This window comes from Kluyvera sp. EC_51, from assembly GCF_019584505.1.
GTDB classification, from domain to species: Bacteria; Pseudomonadota; Gammaproteobacteria; order Enterobacterales; family Enterobacteriaceae; genus Kluyvera; species Kluyvera sichuanensis.
In genome coordinates this window covers 62,928-82,067 of the sequence record NZ_VDAG01000006.1, presented here as the reverse complement: position 1 = coordinate 82,067, position 19,140 = coordinate 62,928, and the positions used below count along the sequence as shown (strand labels likewise).

The window sequence follows — 19,140 nt, the reverse complement described above, 5'->3', positions numbered from 1 at the left end:
GCATGAGCAGTAACTTCAGACATCACATGTTGAGTCTGTCGTTACTGGTTGGCATAGCGGCCCCCTGGGCCGCTTTTGCTCAGGCGCCAATCAGTAGTGTCGGCTCAGGCTCGGTCGAAGACCGTGTCACCCAACTCGAGCGTATTTCTAACGCTCACAGTCAGCTTTTAACCCAACTCCAGCAGCAACTCTCCGATAATCAGACTGATATTGACGCTCTCCGCGGACAGATCCAGGAAAGTCAGTACCAGCTGAATCAGGTCGTCGATCGTCAAAAGCAGATTATGCTGCAGATTGACAGCCTGAACGGCGGTGGTGGAGCAGCTCCAGCGACGGGCGACCAGAGCGGTGCAGCGCCTGCAGCGGCGGCTCCAGCAGCATCTGCGGGCGGTAATGCCCCTGCAGCAGCTTCTGGTGTGCCGGTACAGACGGGTGATGCCAATACCGATTACAACGCGGCTATCGCGCTGGTGAAGGATAACGCTCGCCAGGATGATGCCATTGCTGCGTTTCAGAACTTCATCAAAAAATACCCTGATTCAACCTACCAGCCGAATGCAAATTATTGGCTGGGGCAGCTGAATTACAACAAGGGTAAAAAAGATGATGCGGCGTACTATTTTGCGTCGGTGGTGAAAAACTATCCGAAGTCGCCAAAGGCGGCTGACGCGATGTTTAAGGTTGGGGTCATCATGCAGGACAAGGGTGATACCGCTAAAGCAAAAGCGGTATACCAGCAGGTTGTCAGCAAATACCCAGGTACCGACGGTGCAAAACAGGCGCAAAAACGTCTTAGTGGGCTGTAATGCGCGAAGTAAGACCAGAAATTGTTTTATTTCTGGTCTTGCCGCATGAAACATAAGCAGTTAAGTGATCTTTGTCGAAATATTTGTTGCGCTGAATTCTGAATTCAGTAATATATGCCGCCGTCCCCAAGGGATATCAAACATCCTGAAAGTGGCGAAAAAAGTGGGTCGTTAGCTCAGTTGGTAGAGCAGTTGACTTTTAATCAATTGGTCGCAGGTTCGAATCCTGCACGACCCACCACTTAAAGCAGTATCCAGCGTAGTATCGGGTGATTAGCTCAGCTGGGAGAGCACCTCCCTTACAAGGAGGGGGTCGGCGGTTCGATCCCGTCATCACCCACCACCGGGGCGTTAGCTCAGTTGGTAGAGCAGTTGACTTTTAATCAATTGGTCGCAGGTTCGAATCCTGCACGCCCCACCATCATTTATGGTGGGCACGGTGAAAGCAGTAGGTAGTATCCAGCGCAGTATCGGGTGATTAGCTCAGCTGGGAGAGCACCTCCCTTACAAGGAGGGGGTCGGCGGTTCGATCCCGTCATCACCCACCACTCGGGGCGTTAGCTCAGTTGGTAGAGCAGTTGACTTTTAATCAATTGGTCGCAGGTTCGAATCCTGCACGCCCCACCAATTTTAACATCGTACTCTGATGTTGAACGTGAAGGATAACGTTGCTTTAGCAACGGCCCGTAGGGCAAGACGAAGTCGAGTCATCCTGCACGTCCCACCATCTTAATGGTGGTCTCGAGTAAAAAAATCTTTCAGGCGCACCCTAATGGGGCGTTAGCTCAGTTGGTAGAGCAGTTGACTTTTAATCAATTGGTCGCAGGTTCGAATCCTGCACGCCCCACCATCCTGAAATGATTTAAGCAGTAACCCTTACCCAAGGGGTCGTTAGCTCAGTTGGTAGAGCAGTTGACTTTTAATCAATTGGTCGCAGGTTCGAATCCTGCACGACCCACCAATGTAAAAAGGCGCCCTAAAGGCGCCTTTTTGCTATCTGCGATTTGATACCTGCCTTCATTTAAATTTTAGAGCCTTCCTGGCGTCGCTGACGCTCGGCCGGGCTACGGTTGCGTTTGTCTATAGCCCGGACGAGGTGCAACGCGCCGACTCCGGGGAAGGGGGCAAAATTCACCACGACTTTTCTCATGGAATCGGCTATCTTGTTTAGCATATAAAACATATTGCCGTGGTAACGGCGAATCTTCGCCGAATAACCGTTTATTTCGTTAAGCCAGTAAAACGAGAAGCCTGATGAGCGTGATGTTTGACCCAGAAGCCGCAATTTATCCGTTCCCGCCGAAGCCTGTTCCGCTAAGTCTTGATGAGACGCAATTTTATCGCGAGAAAATCAAGCGGTTGCTAAAGGAACGTGATGCCGTCATGGTGGCACACTACTACACCGATCCCGAAATCCAACAGTTGGCGGAAGAGACCGGCGGCTGTATTTCTGATTCATTGGAGATGGCGCGCTTCGGGGCAAAACATTCTGCCTCAACGCTTCTGGTGGCAGGCGTTCGTTTTATGGGCGAAACCGCGAAAATCCTCAGCCCGGAAAAAACGGTTCTGATGCCGACGCTGAACGCCGAGTGCTCGCTCGATCTTGGTTGTCCTATTGATGAGTTCAATGCGTTCTGTGATGCCCACCCTGACCGCACCGTCGTGGTCTATGCCAATACTTCGGCGGCGGTAAAAGCACGCGCCGACTGGGTAGTGACCTCAAGCATTGCCGTTGAGCTTATCGAACATCTCGATAGTCTGGGGGAGAAAATCATCTGGGCGCCGGACCGCCACCTTGGCCGCTACGTGCAAAAGCAGACCGGTGCAGACGTGCTGTGCTGGCAGGGGGCATGTATCGTCCACGACGAGTTTAAAACCCAGGCATTGAACCGGATGAAATCGCTGTATCCGCAGGCGGCAGTGCTGGTACACCCGGAGTCCCCGCAGGCGATTGTTGATATGGCCGATGCCGTCGGTTCAACCAGTCAGTTGATTAATGCCGCCAAAACGCTGCCGCACCAGCAGCTTATTGTGGCAACCGATCGCGGTATCTTCTACAAAATGCAGCAGGCCGTGCCGGATAAAGAGCTGTTCGAAGCGCCAACCGCCGGTGAAGGGGCAACCTGCCGCACCTGTGCACACTGCCCGTGGATGGCGATGAACGGCCTGAAGGCCATTGCTGAAGGTCTGGAGAACGGCGGGCATGCCCATGAGATCCACGTCGATGAACAACTGCGTCAGGGCGCGCTGGTTCCGTTGAACCGGATGCTGGATTTTGCGGCTACACTACGAGGGTAAACCTCTAACGCGCTGGAGTTAAAATGGATTTCTTTAGTACGCAAAACATTTTGGTTCATATACCGCTGGGCGCGGGAGGCTACGACCTCTCGTGGATAGAAGCGGTAGGAACGGTTGCTGGGTTGCTCTGTATCTGGCTGGCCAGCCTTGAAAAGATCGTGAACTACCTGTTTGGGCTGATTAACGTCACGCTGTTTGCGATCATCTTTTTCCAGATTCAGCTCTACGCTAGCCTGCTGTTACAGCTGTTCTTTTTTGCGGCCAACCTTTACGGCTGGTACGCATGGTCGCGGCAGACCAGCCAGAATGAAGCTGAGCTACAAATCCGCTGGCTGCCATTGCCGAAGGCCATGAGCTGGCTAGCCGCGTGCGTAGTGGCGATTGCGCTGATGACGCTCTACATCGACCCCGTTTTCGCCGTGCTCACGCGGGTGGCGGTTAACGTGATGCAAGGAATGGGCATGAACGTGGTGATGCCGACGCTGCAGCCGGATGCGTTCCCGTTCTGGGACTCCAGTATGATGGTATTGTCGATTGCCGCGATGGTGCTGATGACCCGCAAATACGTCGAGAACTGGCTGCTGTGGGTGATCATTAACGTTATCAGCGTGGCGATTTTTGCCCTGCAAGGGGTCTACGCCATGGCGCTGGAATATCTGATTCTGACCTTCATCGCGCTCAACGGCAGCCGGATGTGGATGAATAGCGCACGTGAACGGGGTTCTCGCGCGCTGTCCCATTAATGGTGGTGATGATGCCCGTGTTCGGAATGCGCCTCGTTAAGGTGGCATTCCGGGCCGCTACAGGGCTGGTATTCCATCTGCACCGTCGCGTGATCGATTTGATAATGCTCTTCGAGAAAGTGATGAATGCGATCCAGCAACGCATCGTGATCGTGCGGCGGCACCACCTGAACGTGTAGCGTCATCAGCGGTTTCTCACCGACCAGCCAGACGTGCACATGGTGCACATCGCGTACTTCGGGCAGTGAACGGCGCATATTGCGCTTTAACGCCGCTACGTCGATTGACTGCGGCGCGCCTTCCAGCAGTTCGTTCATACTCTCTTTCAGCAGCGACCAGGCGCTACGCAGCACCAGGCAGGAGACCAGCACCGAGAGAATCGGGTCGATGGGCGTCCAGCCGGTGGTCATGATAACCACTGCTGCCACAATCGCACCCACTGAACCCAGTAAATCGCCCATCACATGCAGCGCCGCTGCGCGTACGTTGAGGTTTTTCTCTTCGCTGCCGCGATGCAAAATCCAGAAGGCCAGAATATTCGCCAGCAGGCCGGCGACCGCAATGACCATCATGGTGACGCCTGCCACCGGCTGCGGATGATAGAAGCGCTGCACAGCCTCCCAGACAATCAGGATGATGATAAACAGCAGGGCGATGGCGTTGACGAAGGCGGCGAGGGTGGTCAGACGCAGCCAGCCGAAGGTATGACGCCCGCTTGGTGGTCGACTGGCAAAGCGCACGGCCAGCAGTGCGAACAATAGCGCGGCCGAGTCGGTCAGCATATGCCCGGCATCGGCGAGCAGCGCTAGCGATCCGGAGACAACCCCGCCAATCGCCTCGACGACCATAAAACCAGCGGTTACCCCAAAAGCCAGCAATAAACGACGGGCGTTGCCATCATTCTGCGTAGTGTGCGAGTGTGAATCATGCCTATGCGCCATGACGCTCATCCTTCCCTATTTGAGTGTGACTATCTGACATCATTGCAGATCTTTGTATTTTCCGCACAGAAATACGCAACGAAAGCCCACGGGCAAAAATAGCGCGTAATGCGGCAAGTGATATTGAAATATATTATTTTTAATCTAATTTGCAGATTATTAAGTTGTTTATTGCGGTTATAACGCGGTTTTTTTGCTATTAAATTCTAAATTGTAGGGTTTTTTTAGTTATTATTCGGCTAAAGTGTAAAAGCCAGTTTACACTTTTTGACTGACGATATAGATTGAAGGGATTGCACTCAATCATATAAGTATGGCAACACTGGAACAGTCATGAATTATCAGAACGACGATTTACGCATTAAAGAGATCAATGAGTTATTACCTCCTGTAGCACTCCTTGAAAAATTCCCAGCCACTGAAAATGCCGCCAATACGGTGTCTCATGCCCGTAAAGCGATCCATCAGATCCTGAAGGGCGATGACGATCGTCTGCTGGTAGTGATTGGTCCTTGCTCGATCCACGATCCGGCTGCTGCCAAAGAGTATGCGCAGCGCCTGCTGAAAATTCGTGAAGAGTTGCAGGGCGAGCTGGAAATCGTTATGCGCGTCTATTTTGAAAAGCCGCGCACCACCGTTGGCTGGAAAGGGCTGATTAACGATCCGCATATGGATAACAGCTTCCAGATTAACGACGGCCTACGTATTGCACGTAAGCTGCTGCTGGATATTAACGACACTGGCCTGCCAGCGGCGGGCGAGTTCCTGGATATGATCACCCCGCAGTACCTGGCAGATCTCATGAGCTGGGGCGCGATTGGTGCGCGTACCACCGAATCCCAGGTCCACCGTGAACTGGCGTCTGGCCTCTCTTGCCCGGTTGGTTTCAAAAACGGTACCGATGGCACGATTAAAGTGGCGATTGATGCCATCAATGCTGCCGGTGCGCCGCACTGTTTCCTGTCCGTGACCAAATGGGGCCACTCTGCAATTGTGAACACCAGCGGTAACGGCGATTGCCATATCATCCTGCGCGGCGGTAAAGAGCCGAACTACAGCGCCTCACACGTGGCGGCGGTGAAAGAAGGTCTGGCGAAAGCGGGCCTGCCGGCGCAAATCATGATTGATTTCAGCCACGCTAACTCCAGCAAGCAGTTTAAAAAGCAGATGGAAGTGGGCACTGACGTTTGCAACCAGATTGCCAACGGCGAGAAAGCCATTATGGGCGTGATGATTGAAAGCCACCTGGTGGAAGGTAATCAGAACCCGGATAGCGGCGAGCCGCTGGTATATGGCAAAAGCATCACCGACGCCTGCATCAACTGGGAAGACACCGATACTGTGCTGCGCCAGTTAGCGAACGCGGTTAAGGCACGCCGTGGCTAGTTTGTTAACCCGGCCAAGCGAAGCGCCGCCGGGAATGCAGCAGAAATAAAAAAAGCGTGGAATATTCCACGCTTTTTTCTTTTACTACCGTTCAGCGTGAATTATTTCGCTTTACCCTGGTTTGCTACCGCTGCCGCTTTTGCAGCGATTTCGTCAGCGTTACCCAGATAGTAATGTTTGATTGGCTTGAAGTTCTCGTCGAACTCATACACCAGCGGTACGCCAGTTGGGATGTTCAGTTCGAGGATCTCATCTTCGCCCATGTTGTCCAGGTATTTCACCAGCGCACGCAGGGAGTTACCGTGAGCCGCGATGATCACGCGCTCACCGCTTTTCAGGCGTGGCAGAATGGTTTCATTCCAGTATGGAACAACGCGTTCGATGGTCAGCGCCAGGCTTTCGGTGGTTGGCAGCTCTTTATCGGTCAGCTTCGCGTAGCGCGGGTCGTGGCCCGGGTAGCGCTCGTCATCTTTGGTCAGCTCTGGTGGGGTTACCGCGAAGCCGCGACGCCACTGTTTAACCTGCTCGTCACCATATTTTTCAGCGGTTTCTGCTTTGTTCAGACCCTGCAGCGCACCGTAGTGACGCTCGTTCAGCTTCCAGGATTTCTCAACTGGCAGCCAGGCCTGATCCAGTTCATCCAGCACGTTCCACAGAGTGTGGATGGCACGTTTCAGCACGGAGGTATAAGCAAAATCAAAGCTGAAGCCTTCAGCCTTCAGCAGTTTACCTGCCGCTTTTGCTTCGCTAACGCCTTTCTCAGACAGATCAACGTCGTACCAACCGGTGAAGCGGTTTTCGTTGTTCCACTGACTTTCACCGTGACGAACCAGTACCAGCTTAGTTACAGCCATACTCTCACTCCTCAAGCTTTATTGAATGATAACAATTCTCATTATATTGCCGCGATAGGTTCGACGGCAACGCTTATGCATAACCATAGCGAAAATAGTGTCCGAGTGTAAGGTGCATGTGAACCAGGCGTTATGATTTTGTCTTTGCGTGACGTAATTTTCAGCGATATGGCTAAAACTTCGGCGGGACAGAGAAAGGGAGTCGCCCGGCTGAGCGAAGCGACGCCGGGGAAACCCCGGAGTCGGTGCTATTGCACCTCGTCCGGGCTACGGGTAAGCCACGTGATTATAATGCGGTAAACTGATATTCCGTCAGGCTGACGTACTCTTCGCCTGGGCGCAGCACGCAGTCCGGCTGCGGCCACTCTGGATGGTTCGGGCTATCCGGCAGGAACTCGCTTTCCAGTGCCAGGCCTTGCCAGGCGGCGTAAGGCTGCGGGCTGCGGGACAGCGTACCGTCCAGGTAATTACCGGAGTAGAACTGAATGGCCGGTGCGGAGGTATAGACCGTCATCTGCAGCTTTTCATCCTGAGACCAGACATGGCCTACTGGCTGAGTCGCATCGCCTTTTGCCTGCAGCAAGAATGCGTGGTCGTAGCCTTTCACCTTCTTCTGGTCATCGTCGCTCAGAAAATCCTGCGCCACGGTTTTTGGCTCACGGAAATCAAAGCTGGTGTTGGCAACGTCTTTCAGCCCATCGTATGGGATCCCGCTTTCATCGACCGGCAGATAAGCATCTGCCAGCAGTTGAAGCTTGTGGTTGCGCACATCGGTCTGATCGCCGTCGAGGTTGAAATAGACGTGGTTTGTCAGGTTCACCGGACAGGCTTTATCGACGGTTGCGCGATACTCAATGGAGATGCGGTTATCTTCGGTCAGGCGATAGATAGCCGTCGCCTGAAGTTCGCCCGGATACCCCTGATCGCCATCAGGCGAGGTGAGGGTGAAAACGGCCTCCGTTGGGTTCTGCGAGGCAATCGCCCAGCGGCGTTTGTCGAAGCCTTCTGGCCCGCCGTGCAGCTGGTTTTTGCCCTGGCTTGGCGCGAGTTCAACCGTCTGCCCATCGAGCGTATAGCGGCTGTTGGCGATGCGGTTGGCGTAACGGCCAATCGATGCGCCGAGGAACGCCGCCTGCTCGGTGTACTGCTCCGGCGAAGCGCAGCCCAGCAGCGCTTCACGTACGCTGCCGTCTTTCATTGGGATGCGCGCGGATAACAGCGTTGCACCCCAGTCCATTAGCGTCACCACCACGCCATTGGCGTTGCGTAACGTAATCAGTCGATACGGCTGGCCATCTGCGGCCAGCGCAGGCGTTTCTCTTAGCACTGTCCTGCTCCTTGTGACGGTTTGCAGACGTAGAACGTCTCTTTAATGCCGGTTTTGGCTTCGTATTGCTCGGCCACAGCCTGTTTCACCGCAGGCACCAGCGCTTCAGGGATCAGCGCCACGATGCAGCCGCCGAAGCCGCCGCCGGTCATGCGTACGCCGCCCTGGTCACCGATGGTCGCTTTCACGATATCGACCAGCGTATCAATTTGCGGCACGGTGATTTCGAAATCGTCGCGCATGGAGGCGTGGGATTCCGCCATCAGCTGGCCCATGCGCAGCAGATCGCCTTTTTCCAGCGCAGCTGCAGCTTCAACGGTACGCGCGTTCTCGGTCAGCACGTGACGTACACGCTTCGCGACAATCGGGTCCAGCTCATGAGCGACGGCGTTGAATTCATTAATGGTCACATCACGTAGCGCCGGGCGCTGGAAGAATCGCGCACCGGTTTCACACTGCTCGCGGCGGGTGTTGTACTCGCTGCCGACCAGAGTACGTTTAAAGTTGCTATTGATGATCACCACCGCAACGCCTTCCGGCATGGAGACGGCTTTGGTGCCAAGCGAACGGCAGTCGATCAGCAGCGCGTGGTCTTTCTTGCCGAGCGCGGAGATAAGCTGGTCCATAATGCCGCAGTTACAGCCGACAAACTGGTTTTCCGCTTCCTGACCGTTCAGCGCAATTTGCGCGCCGTCCAGCGGCAGATGATACAGCTGCTGGAAGACGGTGCCGACTGCGACTTCCAGAGAGGCCGATGAACTCAGGCCCGCACCCTGCGGCACGTTGCCGCTGATAACGAGGTCTGCGCCGCCAAAGGCGTTATTGCGTTTTTGCAGATGTTTCACCACGCCGCGCACATAGTTGGACCACTGCTGGGTATCGTGGCTAACGATCGGCGCATCGAGAGAAAACTCGTCGCTCTGATTATCGTAGTCGGCAGCAATCACGCGCACCAGACGGTCATCACGTGGTGAACAGCTGATCACCGTCTGGTAATCGATGGCGCACGGCAGGACAAAGCCGTCGTTGTAGTCGGTGTGCTCACCAATCAGGTTAACGCGGCCCGGAGCCTGAATGACGTGGGTAGCAGGGTAGCCGAATTTCTCAGCGAACAGGGTTTGGGTTTTATCTTTCAGACTCATTGTTATTCTCCGGACTCGCGAAAGTGGATGTCGCTGACCGCACGCAGGCGTTCAGCCGCTTGTTCTGCCGTCAGGTCGCGCTGGGTTTCTGCCAGCATTTCATAACCAACCATAAATTTGCGCACGGTAGCGGAGCGCAGCAGCGGTGGATAGAAATGGGCATGTAGCTGCCAGTGTGCGTTCTCTTCGCCGTTGAACGGCGCGCCGTGCCAGCCCATCGAGTAGGGGAAGGAGCACTGGAACAGGTTGTCGTAACGGCTGGTCAGTTTTTTCAGCGCCAGCGCTAAATCGTCGCGCTGTGCCTCAGTTAAATCGGTAATCCGCAGCACGTGCGCTTTTGGCAGCAGCAGCGTTTCGAACGGCCACGCCGCCCAGTACGGCACCACCGCCAGCCAGTGATCGGTTTCTACCACCGTACGGCTGCCGTCTGCCAGCTCACGGTTAACGTAATCAACCAGCATCGGCGATTTCTGCTCGGCGTAGTACTCACGCATCAGGCGGTCTTCACGCTCGATTTCGTTCGGCAGGAAGCTGTTAGCCCAGACCTGTCCGTGCGGGTGCGGGTTGGAGCAGCCCATCGCTGCGCCTTTGTTTTCGAACACCTGTACCCACGGATACTGCTGGCCGAGTTCAGCGGTCTGTTCCTGCCAGGTTTTCACTACTGATTTCAGGGCGTCAACGCTCAGTTCCGGCAGCGTTTTGCTGTGGTCCGGCGAGAAGCAAATGACCCGGCTGGTGCCGCGCGCGCTCTGGCAGCGCATCAACGGATCGTCGCTTTCCGGCGCGTCCGGCGTGTCGGTCATCAGCGCGGCAAAGTCATTGGTGAAAACGTATGTGCTGGTGTAGTCGGGGTTTTTATCGCCCGTCACCCGGGTATTACCTGGGCATAAAAAACAATCCGGATCGTGCGCGGGCAGCGTCTGTTTTGCTGGTGTCTCTTGCGCCCCTTGCCATGGGCGCTTTGCACGATGCGGTGATACAAGGATCCACTGACCGGTTAACGGATTAAAACGGCGGTGTGGATGGTCGACGGGGTTAAATTGCGTCATGACAAAATCCTTAGTCTGGATATCCCTGAGGATGACGGGACTGCCAGTTCCAGGTGTCCTGCGCCATTTCGTCAAGGTTACGGGTTACGCGCCAGTTCAGCTCGTTGTCGGCTTTGGTCGCATCGGCCCAGTAGGCCGGAAGATCGCCGTCGCGACGTGGAGCAAAATGGTAGTTAATGGGTTTGCCGCAGGCTTTGCTGAACGCGTTGACCACGTCCAGCACGCTGCTGCCGACGCCTGCGCCCAGGTTATAAATATGCACGCCGGCTTTGTTCGCCAGTTTTTCCATCGCGGCAACGTGGCCGTCGGCGAGATCCATTACGTGGATGTAGTCGCGCACGCCGGTGCCGTCAGGTGTAGGGTAGTCGTTGCCGAAAATGGCCAGTGATTCGCGGCGGCCCACGGCGACCTGCGCGATATACGGCATCAGGTTGTTCGGGATGCCCTGCGGGTCTTCACCCATATCGCCGGACTGATGTGCGCCCACAGGGTTGAAGTAGCGCAGTAACGCGATGCTCCACTCCGGCTGCGCTTTTTGCAGGTCAGTCAGGATCTGTTCAACCATCAGTTTGCTTTTGCCGTACGGGCTTTGTGGCGTACCGGTAGGGAAGCTTTCGACGTAAGGAATTTTCGGCTGATCGCCATAGACGGTTGCGGAGGAGCTGAAGATGAAGTTTTTGACGTTGGCGGTGCGCATCGCGGCAACCAGACGCAGAGTACCGGTGACGTTGTTGTCATAGTACTCCAGCGGCTTTTGCACCGACTCGCCCACGGCTTTCAGGCCCGCGAAGTGAATCACCGCTTCAATGGCGTGATCTTTGAGGATCTCAACCATCAGCGCTTCGTTACGAATATCGCCTTCGACAAAGCTCGGCTGTTTGCCGCCCAGGCGGGCAATGACCGGTACGACGCTGTGCTTGCTGTTGCACAGGTTATCGAGGATGACGACATCGTGGCCCTGTTGCAGCAGTTGCACACATGTGTGGCTTCCAATGTAACCGCTACCACCTGTAACCAATACTTTCATTTTTAGCTCCGTTAAGCTTATGGCATGGAATAACCTTAGCATAACAGAGAAGCCAAAAGTGTGACATGGGCTAAATTAGTGGAATCGCTTACACTAGCGAGATCAACATGATGATTTCAGAATTTTTCATTATAAATCAAAGTGGTTAACGGTGAAGGCTGAAAATAGTCTGAAAAAGGAGGTGTGGTCGCGGGGGCGTATTGTGTAAACCCGGCGGCACTTCGCTTGGCCGGGCTACATTCAGAGAGTACGCCTGACCATCTTAAATTGGGCCGACCTCATAGCGATAACCGTCGCCGTTAGCGACAAATTCCAGACGATGGGTGATGCACTCCGGCGCATCTTCCGCATGGTGAGATACGAACAGCAGTTGCGTTTTACCTTCGCTAATCAGCACATCCACAAAGCGGCGAACCACCTGGCGGTTGAGCGGGTCCAGCCCTTGCAGCGGTTCATCGAGGATCAGCAGCGTCGGGTGTTTCACCAGCGCGCGGACGATCAGCGCCAGACGCTGCTGCCCCCAGGAGAGGCTGTGGAACGGTGCATCGGCGGTGCGCGGGTCCATGCCGAGGATTTGCAGCCATTCATCGACCAGCTTGCGCTGCTTATCCGAAACGGCCTGGTAAATGCCGATGGAATCAAAGTAACCAGAGAGGATCACATTGCGCAGCGTGGTGCTCACTCGGTAATCCAGATGCAGGCTGCTGCTGACGTAGCCGATATGTTTTTTAATATCCCAGATGGTTTCACCGCTGCCACGGCGGCGGCCAAACAGCGTCAGGTCGTTGCTGTAGCCCTGCGGATGATCGCCAGTGACCAGGCTTAGCAGGGTGGATTTCCCCGCGCCGTTCGGGCCAACAATTTGCCAGTGTTCGTCCGGGGCGACCGTCCAGCTTAAATGGTTGATGATCGCGCGATCGTTATAGGAGACCACGCCGTCGTTCAGCACGATGCGCGGTAGATCGTCGGCAATGGACAACCGCGCGGACGGTGCATCTGGCTCTGGCAGGGTCATACCGGAGAGCTTTTCGCTGTGTGCCAGTTGCGCAATCAGCGTTTGCGCAAGCAGCGTTTTTTTCTCGCCGGTTTCCGTCAGGGTACAGTCGGCCAGCACCCCGGCAAACGGCACAAACTCAGGGATATCATCAAAGCGATTGAGCACCAGCACCAGCGTATAACCCGCTTTATGCAACTCTGCCAGATGTTCCGCCAACTGACGGCGAGAGGCCACATCCAGGCCATCAAAAGGCTCATCGAGGATCAACAGATCCGGCTGCGCCATCAGCGCCTGACAGAGCAGGGTTTTGCGAGTTTCACCGGTGGAGAGGTATTTAAAGCGGCGATCCAGCAGATGGCTGATGCCAAACTGCGCGGCAAGCCGGGCGCACAGGGCCTCGTCTTTGACTTCATCCAGGATGATTTGCGCGGTGGTGCGGCCGGTATCGTCTTCGTCCGGGCTCAGCATATCGGTGTTGTTACGCTGCCACTCGTCGCTGACCAGCTTTTGCAACTGTTCGAAGGAGAGGCGAGCAATGCGGGTGAAGGTGGCGTCGCGGCTGCCAGAAAGCAGCGGCAGCTCGCCTGCCAGCGCGCGGGCCAGCGCCGATTTGCCGCTGCCGTTGCTGCCGACAAAAGCCCAGCTTTCTCCGGCACGCAGCGTCAGATGCTCAATTTTTAATGTTTTTGTGTCGCTAAGACGAAACGTGCCTTGCGAAATTTGCAATGATGACATGATGTATCCCGTTTTTTGCAGCGATGTGCATCAGGGATACGTCTTCCTCAGCGCAAAGTCAATGCCATCAGCATAACGTGGCAAGAATGATGCGATCGGCGTTAAAGAATGCTGTGACGTCAGCACCTTCTTCCAGCCCTGCGGCCTCTGCCAGCGGCAGAGTGGCACACAGAGTCTGCCCATCCGGCAGCGCCATCAGCACTTCACACTGCTCTTCGCCTCGCTGGATATGGCTGATACGGCACGGAAGCTGGTTGTCTGCCGCTGCCGCAACCTGCGGATCGCGAGTGACGCTGACCCACGGCGCTTTCAGCAAAACCAGCACCTCTTTGCCTTCATCCAGCCCTAAACGCTCGCCGCTCTGGGCGGTGATGGCCACCTTGAGGCGCGTGGTGCCGTCGGCCAGCAGAATATCCACGTGCTGCTGAACCTGCTGGTGGTCGCGCTGGGTCACGGTGCCAAACCACTGGTTACGGGCGCTGGTTTGCAGGGAGAAGCGCGAAATGGCGGCGAGCAGGCTGTCTAGCGGCAGCGCGTCGTCGTCGCTCAGCACATCAAAGGCTTTTTGCTGGATCTGCGCCAGCAGGTCGTAGAGCTGAATCAGGCGCTGACCGTAACGGGTCAGCACCGCACCGCCGCCGCCTTTGCCACCGGTGGCGCGGTCGACCAGCGATTGCTCGCTCAGCTGGTTCATTTCATTAATCGCATCCCATGCGCTCTTATAACTGATACCCGCATTTTTCGCTCCCTGGCTGATGGAGCCGGTCTGTGCTATTTGTTTGAGGAGTGAAATGCGGCGCGGATCGGCGAACAGGCGCTGCTGGAGCTTGAGGGTAAGAAGGATTTCAGCCTGCATAAGAGTATCCTGGCAATAAAAAGGGTATTTTGACCCAAATGTTAGCAAGCGGAAAGCACACCGCACAAAAGGGAGTGTATTTCTGCGATATCCGGTTACAATAACCGCATCACAATGTCTGGAGTAAACCATGTTAGAGCTGTTGAAAAGTCTGGTTTTTGCCGTAATCATGGTACCCGTAGTGATGGCGATCATCCTGGGGTTAATTTACGGTCTGGGTGAAGTATTTAACATCTTCTCCGGTGTCGGTCACAAAAACGGCAACCAGCAAAATCACTGATTTCCCCCAAACGCCCGGTTTAACCGGGCGTTTTGCTATGAAGTTCTTCACACTCCTGCCGATAACACCCCGTAAACACAGCAATAATTCATGTATCTGTAATGCATTAATCTGAGAAAGCCCCTATACTCTGCGCTGTATTTTTCGATATACAACGGCACACACAGGAGTTTCAAATGACAGGTTCATGGTTACGTTTGTTTGCAGGAGCGACTTTAACGCTTTCCGTTGCAGGTCACGCGTTGGCGGACGAAAGCAAAATCACCGTATTTGCGGCAGCATCGCTGACCAACGCAATGCAGGATATTGCGAAAGAGTATAAAAAAGAGAAGAACGTTGATGTGGTTTCTTCTTTTGCTTCCTCTTCTACTCTGGCCCGCCAGATTGAAGCAGGCGCTCCGGCTGACCTGTTTATCTCCGCAGACCAGAAATGGATGGACTATGCGGTAGATAAAAAAGCCATCGACACCGCGTCTCGTGAAACTCTGCTGGGCAATAGCCTGGTCGTTGTGGCGCCAAAAGCTAGCGCACAGGGCGATATCACTATTGATGCGAAAACCAACTGGACCAGCCTGCTGAAAGGCGGCCGTCTGGCGGTGGGCGACCCGGACCACGTACCGGCGGGCATCTACGCGAAAGAAGCGCTGCAGAAACTGGGCGCATGGGACACCCTGTCACCGAAACTGGCTCCGGCTGAAGACGTGCGCGGTGCGCTGGCATTGGTTGAACGTAACGAAGCCCCGCTGGGTATCGTCTACGGTTCCGACGCAGTCGCAAGCAAAGGTGTTAAAGTGGTGGGCACCTTCCCGGAAGATTCGCACAAGAAAGTGGAATACCCAATTGCCATTATCGATGGCCATAAAAACGCAACCGTCTCGGCGTTCTACGACTACCTGAAAGGGCCGCAGGCATCCGAAATCTTTAAACGTTACGGATTTACGACGCACTAATGATATTGACCGATCCCGAATGGCAGGCGGTTCTGCTGAGCCTTAAAGTGTCATCCCTGGCCGTGGTGTTTAGCTTGCCGTTTGGGATCTTCTTCGCCTGGCTGCTGGTCCGCCGCAGCTTCCCCGGCAAAGCGCTGCTGGATGGCCTTATCCATCTGCCGCTGGTGCTGCCACCGGTGGTGGTGGGATATCTGCTGCTGATTGCGCTGGGGCGTCGGGGGTTTATTGGCTCCTGGCTGTATGATTGGTTCGGCCTGACCTTTGCTTTTAGCTGGCGTGGCGCGGTCATTGCCGCTGCGGTGATGTCTTTCCCGCTGATGGTTCGCGCGATTCGTCTGGCGCTGGAAGGCGTAGACGTCAAGCTGGAGCAAGCGGCTCGTACGCTGGGTGCTGGGCGCTGGCGAGTGTTTTGCACCATAACGCTGCCGCTGATGCTGCCCGGTATTATCGTCGGCACCGTGCTGGCCTTTGCCCGCTCGCTCGGCGAGTTTGGCGCGACCATTACCTTTGTGTCGAATATTCCAGGCGAAACCCGTACCATCCCATCCGCAATGTATACCCTGATTCAGACACCCGGCGGCGAAAGCGCGGCGGCGCGTCTGTGTTTGATTTCTATCGTGCTGGCGCTGATTTCCCTGATGATCTCTGAATGGCTGGCGAGCATTAGCCGTCGTCGGATGGGGGCGTAACCATGCTGGAGCTGAATTTTAGCCAGACGCTCGGTACGCACTGTCTGCAAATTGATGAATCGCTGCCGGCTTCCGGTATTACTGCCGTATTTGGCGTCTCCGGGGCGGGCAAAACCTCGCTGATTAACGCCATCAGCGGTCTGACCAAGCCGCAGCAGGGGCGCATTGTGCTCAATGGCCGTGTGCTGAACGATGCGGAGCAGGGCGTCTGTCTGGCACCGGAAAAACGCCGCGTCGGCTACGTGTTTCAAGATGCGCGACTGTTCCCGCACTATAAGGTGCGCGGTAACCTGCGCTACGGCATGGCAAAAAGCATGGCCGACCAGTTCGATAAGCTGGTGGCGTTGCTGGGCATTGAACCCCTGCTCGATAGACTCCCCGGTAGCCTCTCCGGCGGCGAAAAACAGCGCGTGGCGATTGGCCGTGCGCTGCTGACCGCCCCTGAGTTACTGCTGCTTGATGAACCGCTGGCCTCGCTTGATATTCCGCGTAAACGCGAGCTGCTGCCGTATCTGCAGCGTCTGGCGCGGGAAATTAACATCCCGATGCTTTACGTCAGCCACTCGCTGGATGAAATTCTCCATCTGGCGGATAACGTGCTGGTGCTGGAAAGCGGTAAGGTGAAAGCCTTTGGCCCTCTGGAAGAGGTGTGGGGCAGCAGCGTGATGCACCCGTGGCTGCCGCAGGATCAGCAAAGCAGCATTCTGCGTGTGACGGTGCTGGAACACCATCCACACTATGCCATGACCGCGCTAGCGCTGGGCGACCAGCATATCTGGGTCAACAAGCTGGATAAGCCGCTGCAGAGCGCGGTGCGTGTGCGTATTCAGGCCACCGATGTATCGCTGGTGCTGCAACCGTCGTTACACACCAGTATCCGTAACGTGCTGCACGCGAAAGTGGTGCAGTGCTACGACGATAATGGGCAGGTAGAAGTCCAGTTGGACGTGAGCGGGCGCACGCTGTGGGCGCGCGTCAGCCCGTGGGCTCGCGATGACCTGGCGATTAAACCAGGCCAGTGGCTCTATGCTCAGGTGAAAAGCGTGTCGATTACCGCCTGATTACAACAGGTGTTTATTGATGTAGTCGGCGATGGCATCGGTGGTGTTGTCGCCAATCACCACGTTGGCGCGGGCTTTTACCGCGTCATCGGCATTGCCCATCGCCACGCCGGTTCCGGCAGCTTCCAGCATACTGATGTCATTAAAGTTATCGCCAAACGCCACCACATCCTGCATCGACCAGCCCTGGCTGGTGATAAACTGCGTCAGGCGTCTGCCTTTGCTGTTACCCTGGCGGGCGATATCGACCTGATCGTGCCACGACCATTCGCACTCCAGCTGCAGCGTTTTTTCGACATGCTCGGCGAATTCACGCAACTTCTGCCCATTTTCGTCGGTCAGCGCGAACTTCCAGACGTTCTCGACTTCGTGAGCGGCCTGCGCCAGTGAATCGACCTGGGTGAACGACGGGCGCTGGGCTTCCGGCAGACTCTGCGCCCAGTTGCTGGTGCGTATCACGTGGCCGGTTGGATACTGATACATCATGGTATCGTCTACGTACATCAGGCCGTGCACCTGATGTTCATCCAGCAGCGTAATCAGTTGCTGGGCTTTTTCGACCGGCATCGGGTCGGCGGTCAGTACTTTTTTATTTTGATAATCATAAAGATAAGTACCATTACAACAAATTGCAGGTGTATCTAACGCCAGTGCCTGATAAAAAGGATGAATGGCAACGTGATGTCGACCGGTAACAATCATTAATTGATAGCCAGCCGCTCTGGCACGATTCAGCGCTTCCAGTGAAGAGGGAAGCAGAGTTTTCTTTGGCGTCAGGAGCGTTCCGTCCAGATCCAGGGCAATCACACGTGCAGTCATAGTGTTGTCTCGAGTTAAAGAGAAAATTCGCTGTTCAGGATGGTACACCGAGATACCTGTACGGCAAAATTGTGTGGACCAGGCCGCGACTCGTCGCCGCCAATTCAATGTTTTCAGAAAGGAGTAGTCATGAAACAGACCGTTTATACCGCCAGCCCGGAGAGCCAGCAGATCCACGTCTGGACGCTGAACCATGACGGCAGCCTGACGCTGGTTCAGGTGGTGGATGTCCCGGGTCAGGTACAACCCATGGTTGTCAGCCCTGATAAACGCTTTCTGTACGTCGGCGTACGCCCTGAATTCCGCGTGCTGGCTTACCGCATTGCCCCAGACGACGGTGCACTGACCTTTGAAGCCGAAGCGCCGCTGCCGGGTAGCCCAACGCATATCTCCACCGATCGTAAAGGCAACTTCGTCTTTAGCGCCTCCTACAACCAGGCCAACGTCAGCGTGATTCGTCTGGAAGATGGCCTGCCGCGCGACACCGTGACGGTTGTGGAAGGGCTGGACGGTTGCCACTCGACGAACATCTCCCCGGACAACCGCACCCTGTGGGTACCGGCACTGAAGCAGGATCGCATCTGCCTGTTCACGCTGAGCGATGATGGTTTCCTGTCCGCGCAGACTCCGGCGGAAGTGACTACCGTAGAAGGCGCTGGCCCGCGCCATATGGTGTTCCATCCGAACGAACAGTACGGCTACTGCGTCAACGAACTGAACGGTTCTGTCGATGTGTGGGAACTGAAAGATCCGTACGGCAAAATTGAATGCGTGCAGACGCTGGACATGATGCCTGCTGATTTCACCGATACCCGCTGGGCGGCAGATATTCATATCACCCCAGACGGCCGTCACCTGTACACCTGCGACCGTACCTCTAGCCTGATTACCATCTTCAGCGTGTCAGAAGACGGCAGCGTGCTGTCACTGGAAGGCTTCCAGCCAACCGAAACGCAGCCGCGCGGTTTTAACGTCGATCACAGTGGGAAATACCTGATTGCCGCCGGGCAGAAATCGCACCACGTTGCGGTGTATGAGATTGCCGGTGAGCAGGGGCTACTGCAGGAGAAAGGGCGTTATGCGGTAGGCCAGGGCCCGATGTGGGTGGTGGTTAACGCGTATTAATCGACGTCGCCATTCGGTAATGTTGGCATGATGCCTGATGGCGCTACGCTTATCA

At 55.4% G+C, this 19,140-nt stretch carries 18 protein-coding genes and 7 tRNA genes; 16 read left to right on the top strand and 9 right to left on the bottom strand.

Going from position 1 to position 19,140, the window contains the following annotated elements:
- Window positions 1–2 precede the first annotated feature (2 nt).
- The 10 genes from cpoB to pnuC all read left to right on the top strand — a co-directional run bounded on the left by cpoB (window position 3) and on the right by pnuC (window position 3,847).
- On the top strand, window positions 3–806 hold the full coding sequence (cpoB, locus tag FHC49_RS01920) for a cell division protein CpoB (RefSeq protein ID WP_220438435.1): 804 nt from the start codon (window positions 3–5) through the stop codon (window positions 804–806).
- Between the two features lie 165 nt (window positions 807–971).
- A tRNA-Lys gene (locus FHC49_RS01915) sits at window positions 972–1,047 on the top strand.
- Window positions 1,048–1,073: 26 nt separating this feature from the next.
- A tRNA-Val gene (locus tag FHC49_RS01910) sits at window positions 1,074–1,149 on the top strand.
- 2 nt (window positions 1,150–1,151) lie between these two features.
- Window positions 1,152–1,227 (top strand) — tRNA-Lys (locus FHC49_RS01905).
- Window positions 1,228–1,278: 51 nt separating this feature from the next.
- Window positions 1,279–1,354: transfer RNA gene (locus FHC49_RS01900), tRNA-Val, on the top strand.
- 3 nt (window positions 1,355–1,357) lie between these two features.
- Window positions 1,358–1,433, top strand: a tRNA-Lys gene (locus tag FHC49_RS01895).
- Between the two features lie 147 nt (window positions 1,434–1,580).
- Window positions 1,581–1,656 (top strand) — tRNA-Lys (locus FHC49_RS01890).
- A gap of 35 nt (window positions 1,657–1,691) precedes the next feature.
- A tRNA-Lys gene (locus FHC49_RS01885) sits at window positions 1,692–1,767 on the top strand.
- 293 nt (window positions 1,768–2,060) lie between these two features.
- Entirely contained in the window at window positions 2,061–3,104 is a 1,044-nt protein-coding gene (gene nadA / locus FHC49_RS01880; protein ID WP_220438427.1) for a quinolinate synthase NadA, read from the top strand.
- Between the two features lie 23 nt (window positions 3,105–3,127).
- Complete coding sequence (pnuC, locus tag FHC49_RS01875; RefSeq protein WP_220438426.1) at window positions 3,128–3,847, top strand: nicotinamide riboside transporter PnuC; 720 nt, start codon at window positions 3,128–3,130, stop codon at window positions 3,845–3,847.
- Here the strand turns inward: pnuC and zitB are convergent.
- Window positions 3,844–4,788, bottom strand: a complete 945-nt coding sequence (gene zitB, locus FHC49_RS01870; RefSeq protein ID WP_185666734.1) for a CDF family zinc transporter ZitB — start codon at window positions 4,786–4,788, stop codon at window positions 3,844–3,846. The two genes, pnuC and zitB, sit on opposite strands and share 4 nt — an antisense overlap.
- A gap of 333 nt (window positions 4,789–5,121) precedes the next feature.
- Between zitB and aroG the strand changes: the two genes are divergently transcribed.
- Entirely contained in the window at window positions 5,122–6,174 is a 1,053-nt protein-coding gene (aroG, locus tag FHC49_RS01865) for a 3-deoxy-7-phosphoheptulonate synthase AroG (protein ID WP_185666733.1), read from the top strand.
- 101 nt (window positions 6,175–6,275) lie between these two features.
- On the opposite strand, the gene gpmA is transcribed toward aroG, so the two are convergent.
- From gpmA to modE, 7 genes are all read right to left on the bottom strand, one after another.
- On the bottom strand, window positions 6,276–7,028 hold the full coding sequence (gene gpmA, locus FHC49_RS01860; RefSeq protein WP_035892201.1) for a 2,3-diphosphoglycerate-dependent phosphoglycerate mutase: 753 nt from the start codon (window positions 7,026–7,028) through the stop codon (window positions 6,276–6,278).
- Between the two features lie 286 nt (window positions 7,029–7,314).
- Complete coding sequence (galM, locus tag FHC49_RS01855) at window positions 7,315–8,355, bottom strand: galactose-1-epimerase (protein WP_220438424.1); 1,041 nt, start codon at window positions 8,353–8,355, stop codon at window positions 7,315–7,317.
- The gene (gene galK / locus FHC49_RS01850) at window positions 8,349–9,497 is read right to left on the bottom strand and encodes a galactokinase (RefSeq protein ID WP_220438423.1); all 1,149 of its coding nucleotides are present in this window, start codon (window positions 9,495–9,497) and stop codon (window positions 8,349–8,351) included. The genes galM and galK overlap by 7 nt, the downstream gene beginning before the upstream one ends.
- A 2-nt stretch (window positions 9,498–9,499) precedes the next feature.
- Window positions 9,500–10,546 carry a galactose-1-phosphate uridylyltransferase gene (galT, locus tag FHC49_RS01845; RefSeq protein WP_185666730.1) on the bottom strand — a complete coding sequence of 349 codons (1,047 nt, stop codon included), beginning with the start codon at window positions 10,544–10,546 and terminating at the stop codon, window positions 9,500–9,502.
- A gap of 10 nt (window positions 10,547–10,556) precedes the next feature.
- Window positions 10,557–11,573, bottom strand: coding sequence for a UDP-glucose 4-epimerase GalE (gene galE / locus FHC49_RS01840; RefSeq protein WP_185666729.1), 1,017 nt, complete (start codon window positions 11,571–11,573; stop codon window positions 10,557–10,559).
- 262 nt (window positions 11,574–11,835) lie between these two features.
- The gene (gene modF, locus FHC49_RS01835) at window positions 11,836–13,305 is read right to left on the bottom strand and encodes a molybdate ABC transporter ATP-binding protein ModF (protein WP_220438422.1); all 1,470 of its coding nucleotides are present in this window, start codon (window positions 13,303–13,305) and stop codon (window positions 11,836–11,838) included.
- 67 nt (window positions 13,306–13,372) lie between these two features.
- Entirely contained in the window at window positions 13,373–14,161 is a 789-nt protein-coding gene (modE, locus tag FHC49_RS01830; protein WP_185666727.1) for a molybdenum-dependent transcriptional regulator, read from the bottom strand.
- A 130-nt stretch (window positions 14,162–14,291) separates the two neighbouring features.
- On the opposite strand from modE, the gene FHC49_RS01825 reads away from it, so the two are divergent.
- From FHC49_RS01825 to modC, 4 genes are all read left to right on the top strand, one after another.
- A complete protein-coding gene (locus tag FHC49_RS01825) occupies window positions 14,292–14,441 on the top strand; it encodes an AcrZ family multidrug efflux pump-associated protein (protein WP_185666726.1) in 150 nt (49 codons plus the stop codon).
- A 176-nt stretch (window positions 14,442–14,617) separates the two neighbouring features.
- Window positions 14,618–15,391: a molybdate ABC transporter substrate-binding protein gene (gene modA, locus FHC49_RS01820; protein ID WP_220438420.1), complete on the top strand. Its 774-nt coding sequence runs from the start codon at window positions 14,618–14,620 to the stop codon at window positions 15,389–15,391.
- Window positions 15,391–16,080, top strand: a complete 690-nt coding sequence (modB, locus tag FHC49_RS01815) for a molybdate ABC transporter permease subunit (RefSeq protein WP_035892212.1) — start codon at window positions 15,391–15,393, stop codon at window positions 16,078–16,080. Before modA ends, modB begins: the two co-directional genes overlap by 1 nt.
- Before the next feature lie 2 nt (window positions 16,081–16,082).
- Window positions 16,083–17,141 carry a molybdenum ABC transporter ATP-binding protein ModC gene (gene modC / locus FHC49_RS01810; RefSeq protein ID WP_220438418.1) on the top strand — a complete coding sequence of 353 codons (1,059 nt, stop codon included), beginning with the start codon at window positions 16,083–16,085 and terminating at the stop codon, window positions 17,139–17,141.
- On the opposite strand, the gene FHC49_RS01805 is transcribed toward modC, so the two are convergent.
- Complete coding sequence (locus FHC49_RS01805) at window positions 17,142–17,960, bottom strand: pyridoxal phosphatase (protein WP_220438416.1); 819 nt, start codon at window positions 17,958–17,960, stop codon at window positions 17,142–17,144.
- 129 nt (window positions 17,961–18,089) lie between these two features.
- Between FHC49_RS01805 and pgl the strand changes: the two genes are divergently transcribed.
- Complete coding sequence (pgl, locus tag FHC49_RS01800) at window positions 18,090–19,085, top strand: 6-phosphogluconolactonase (RefSeq protein ID WP_220438415.1); 996 nt, start codon at window positions 18,090–18,092, stop codon at window positions 19,083–19,085.
- Window positions 19,086–19,140 lie beyond the last annotated feature (55 nt).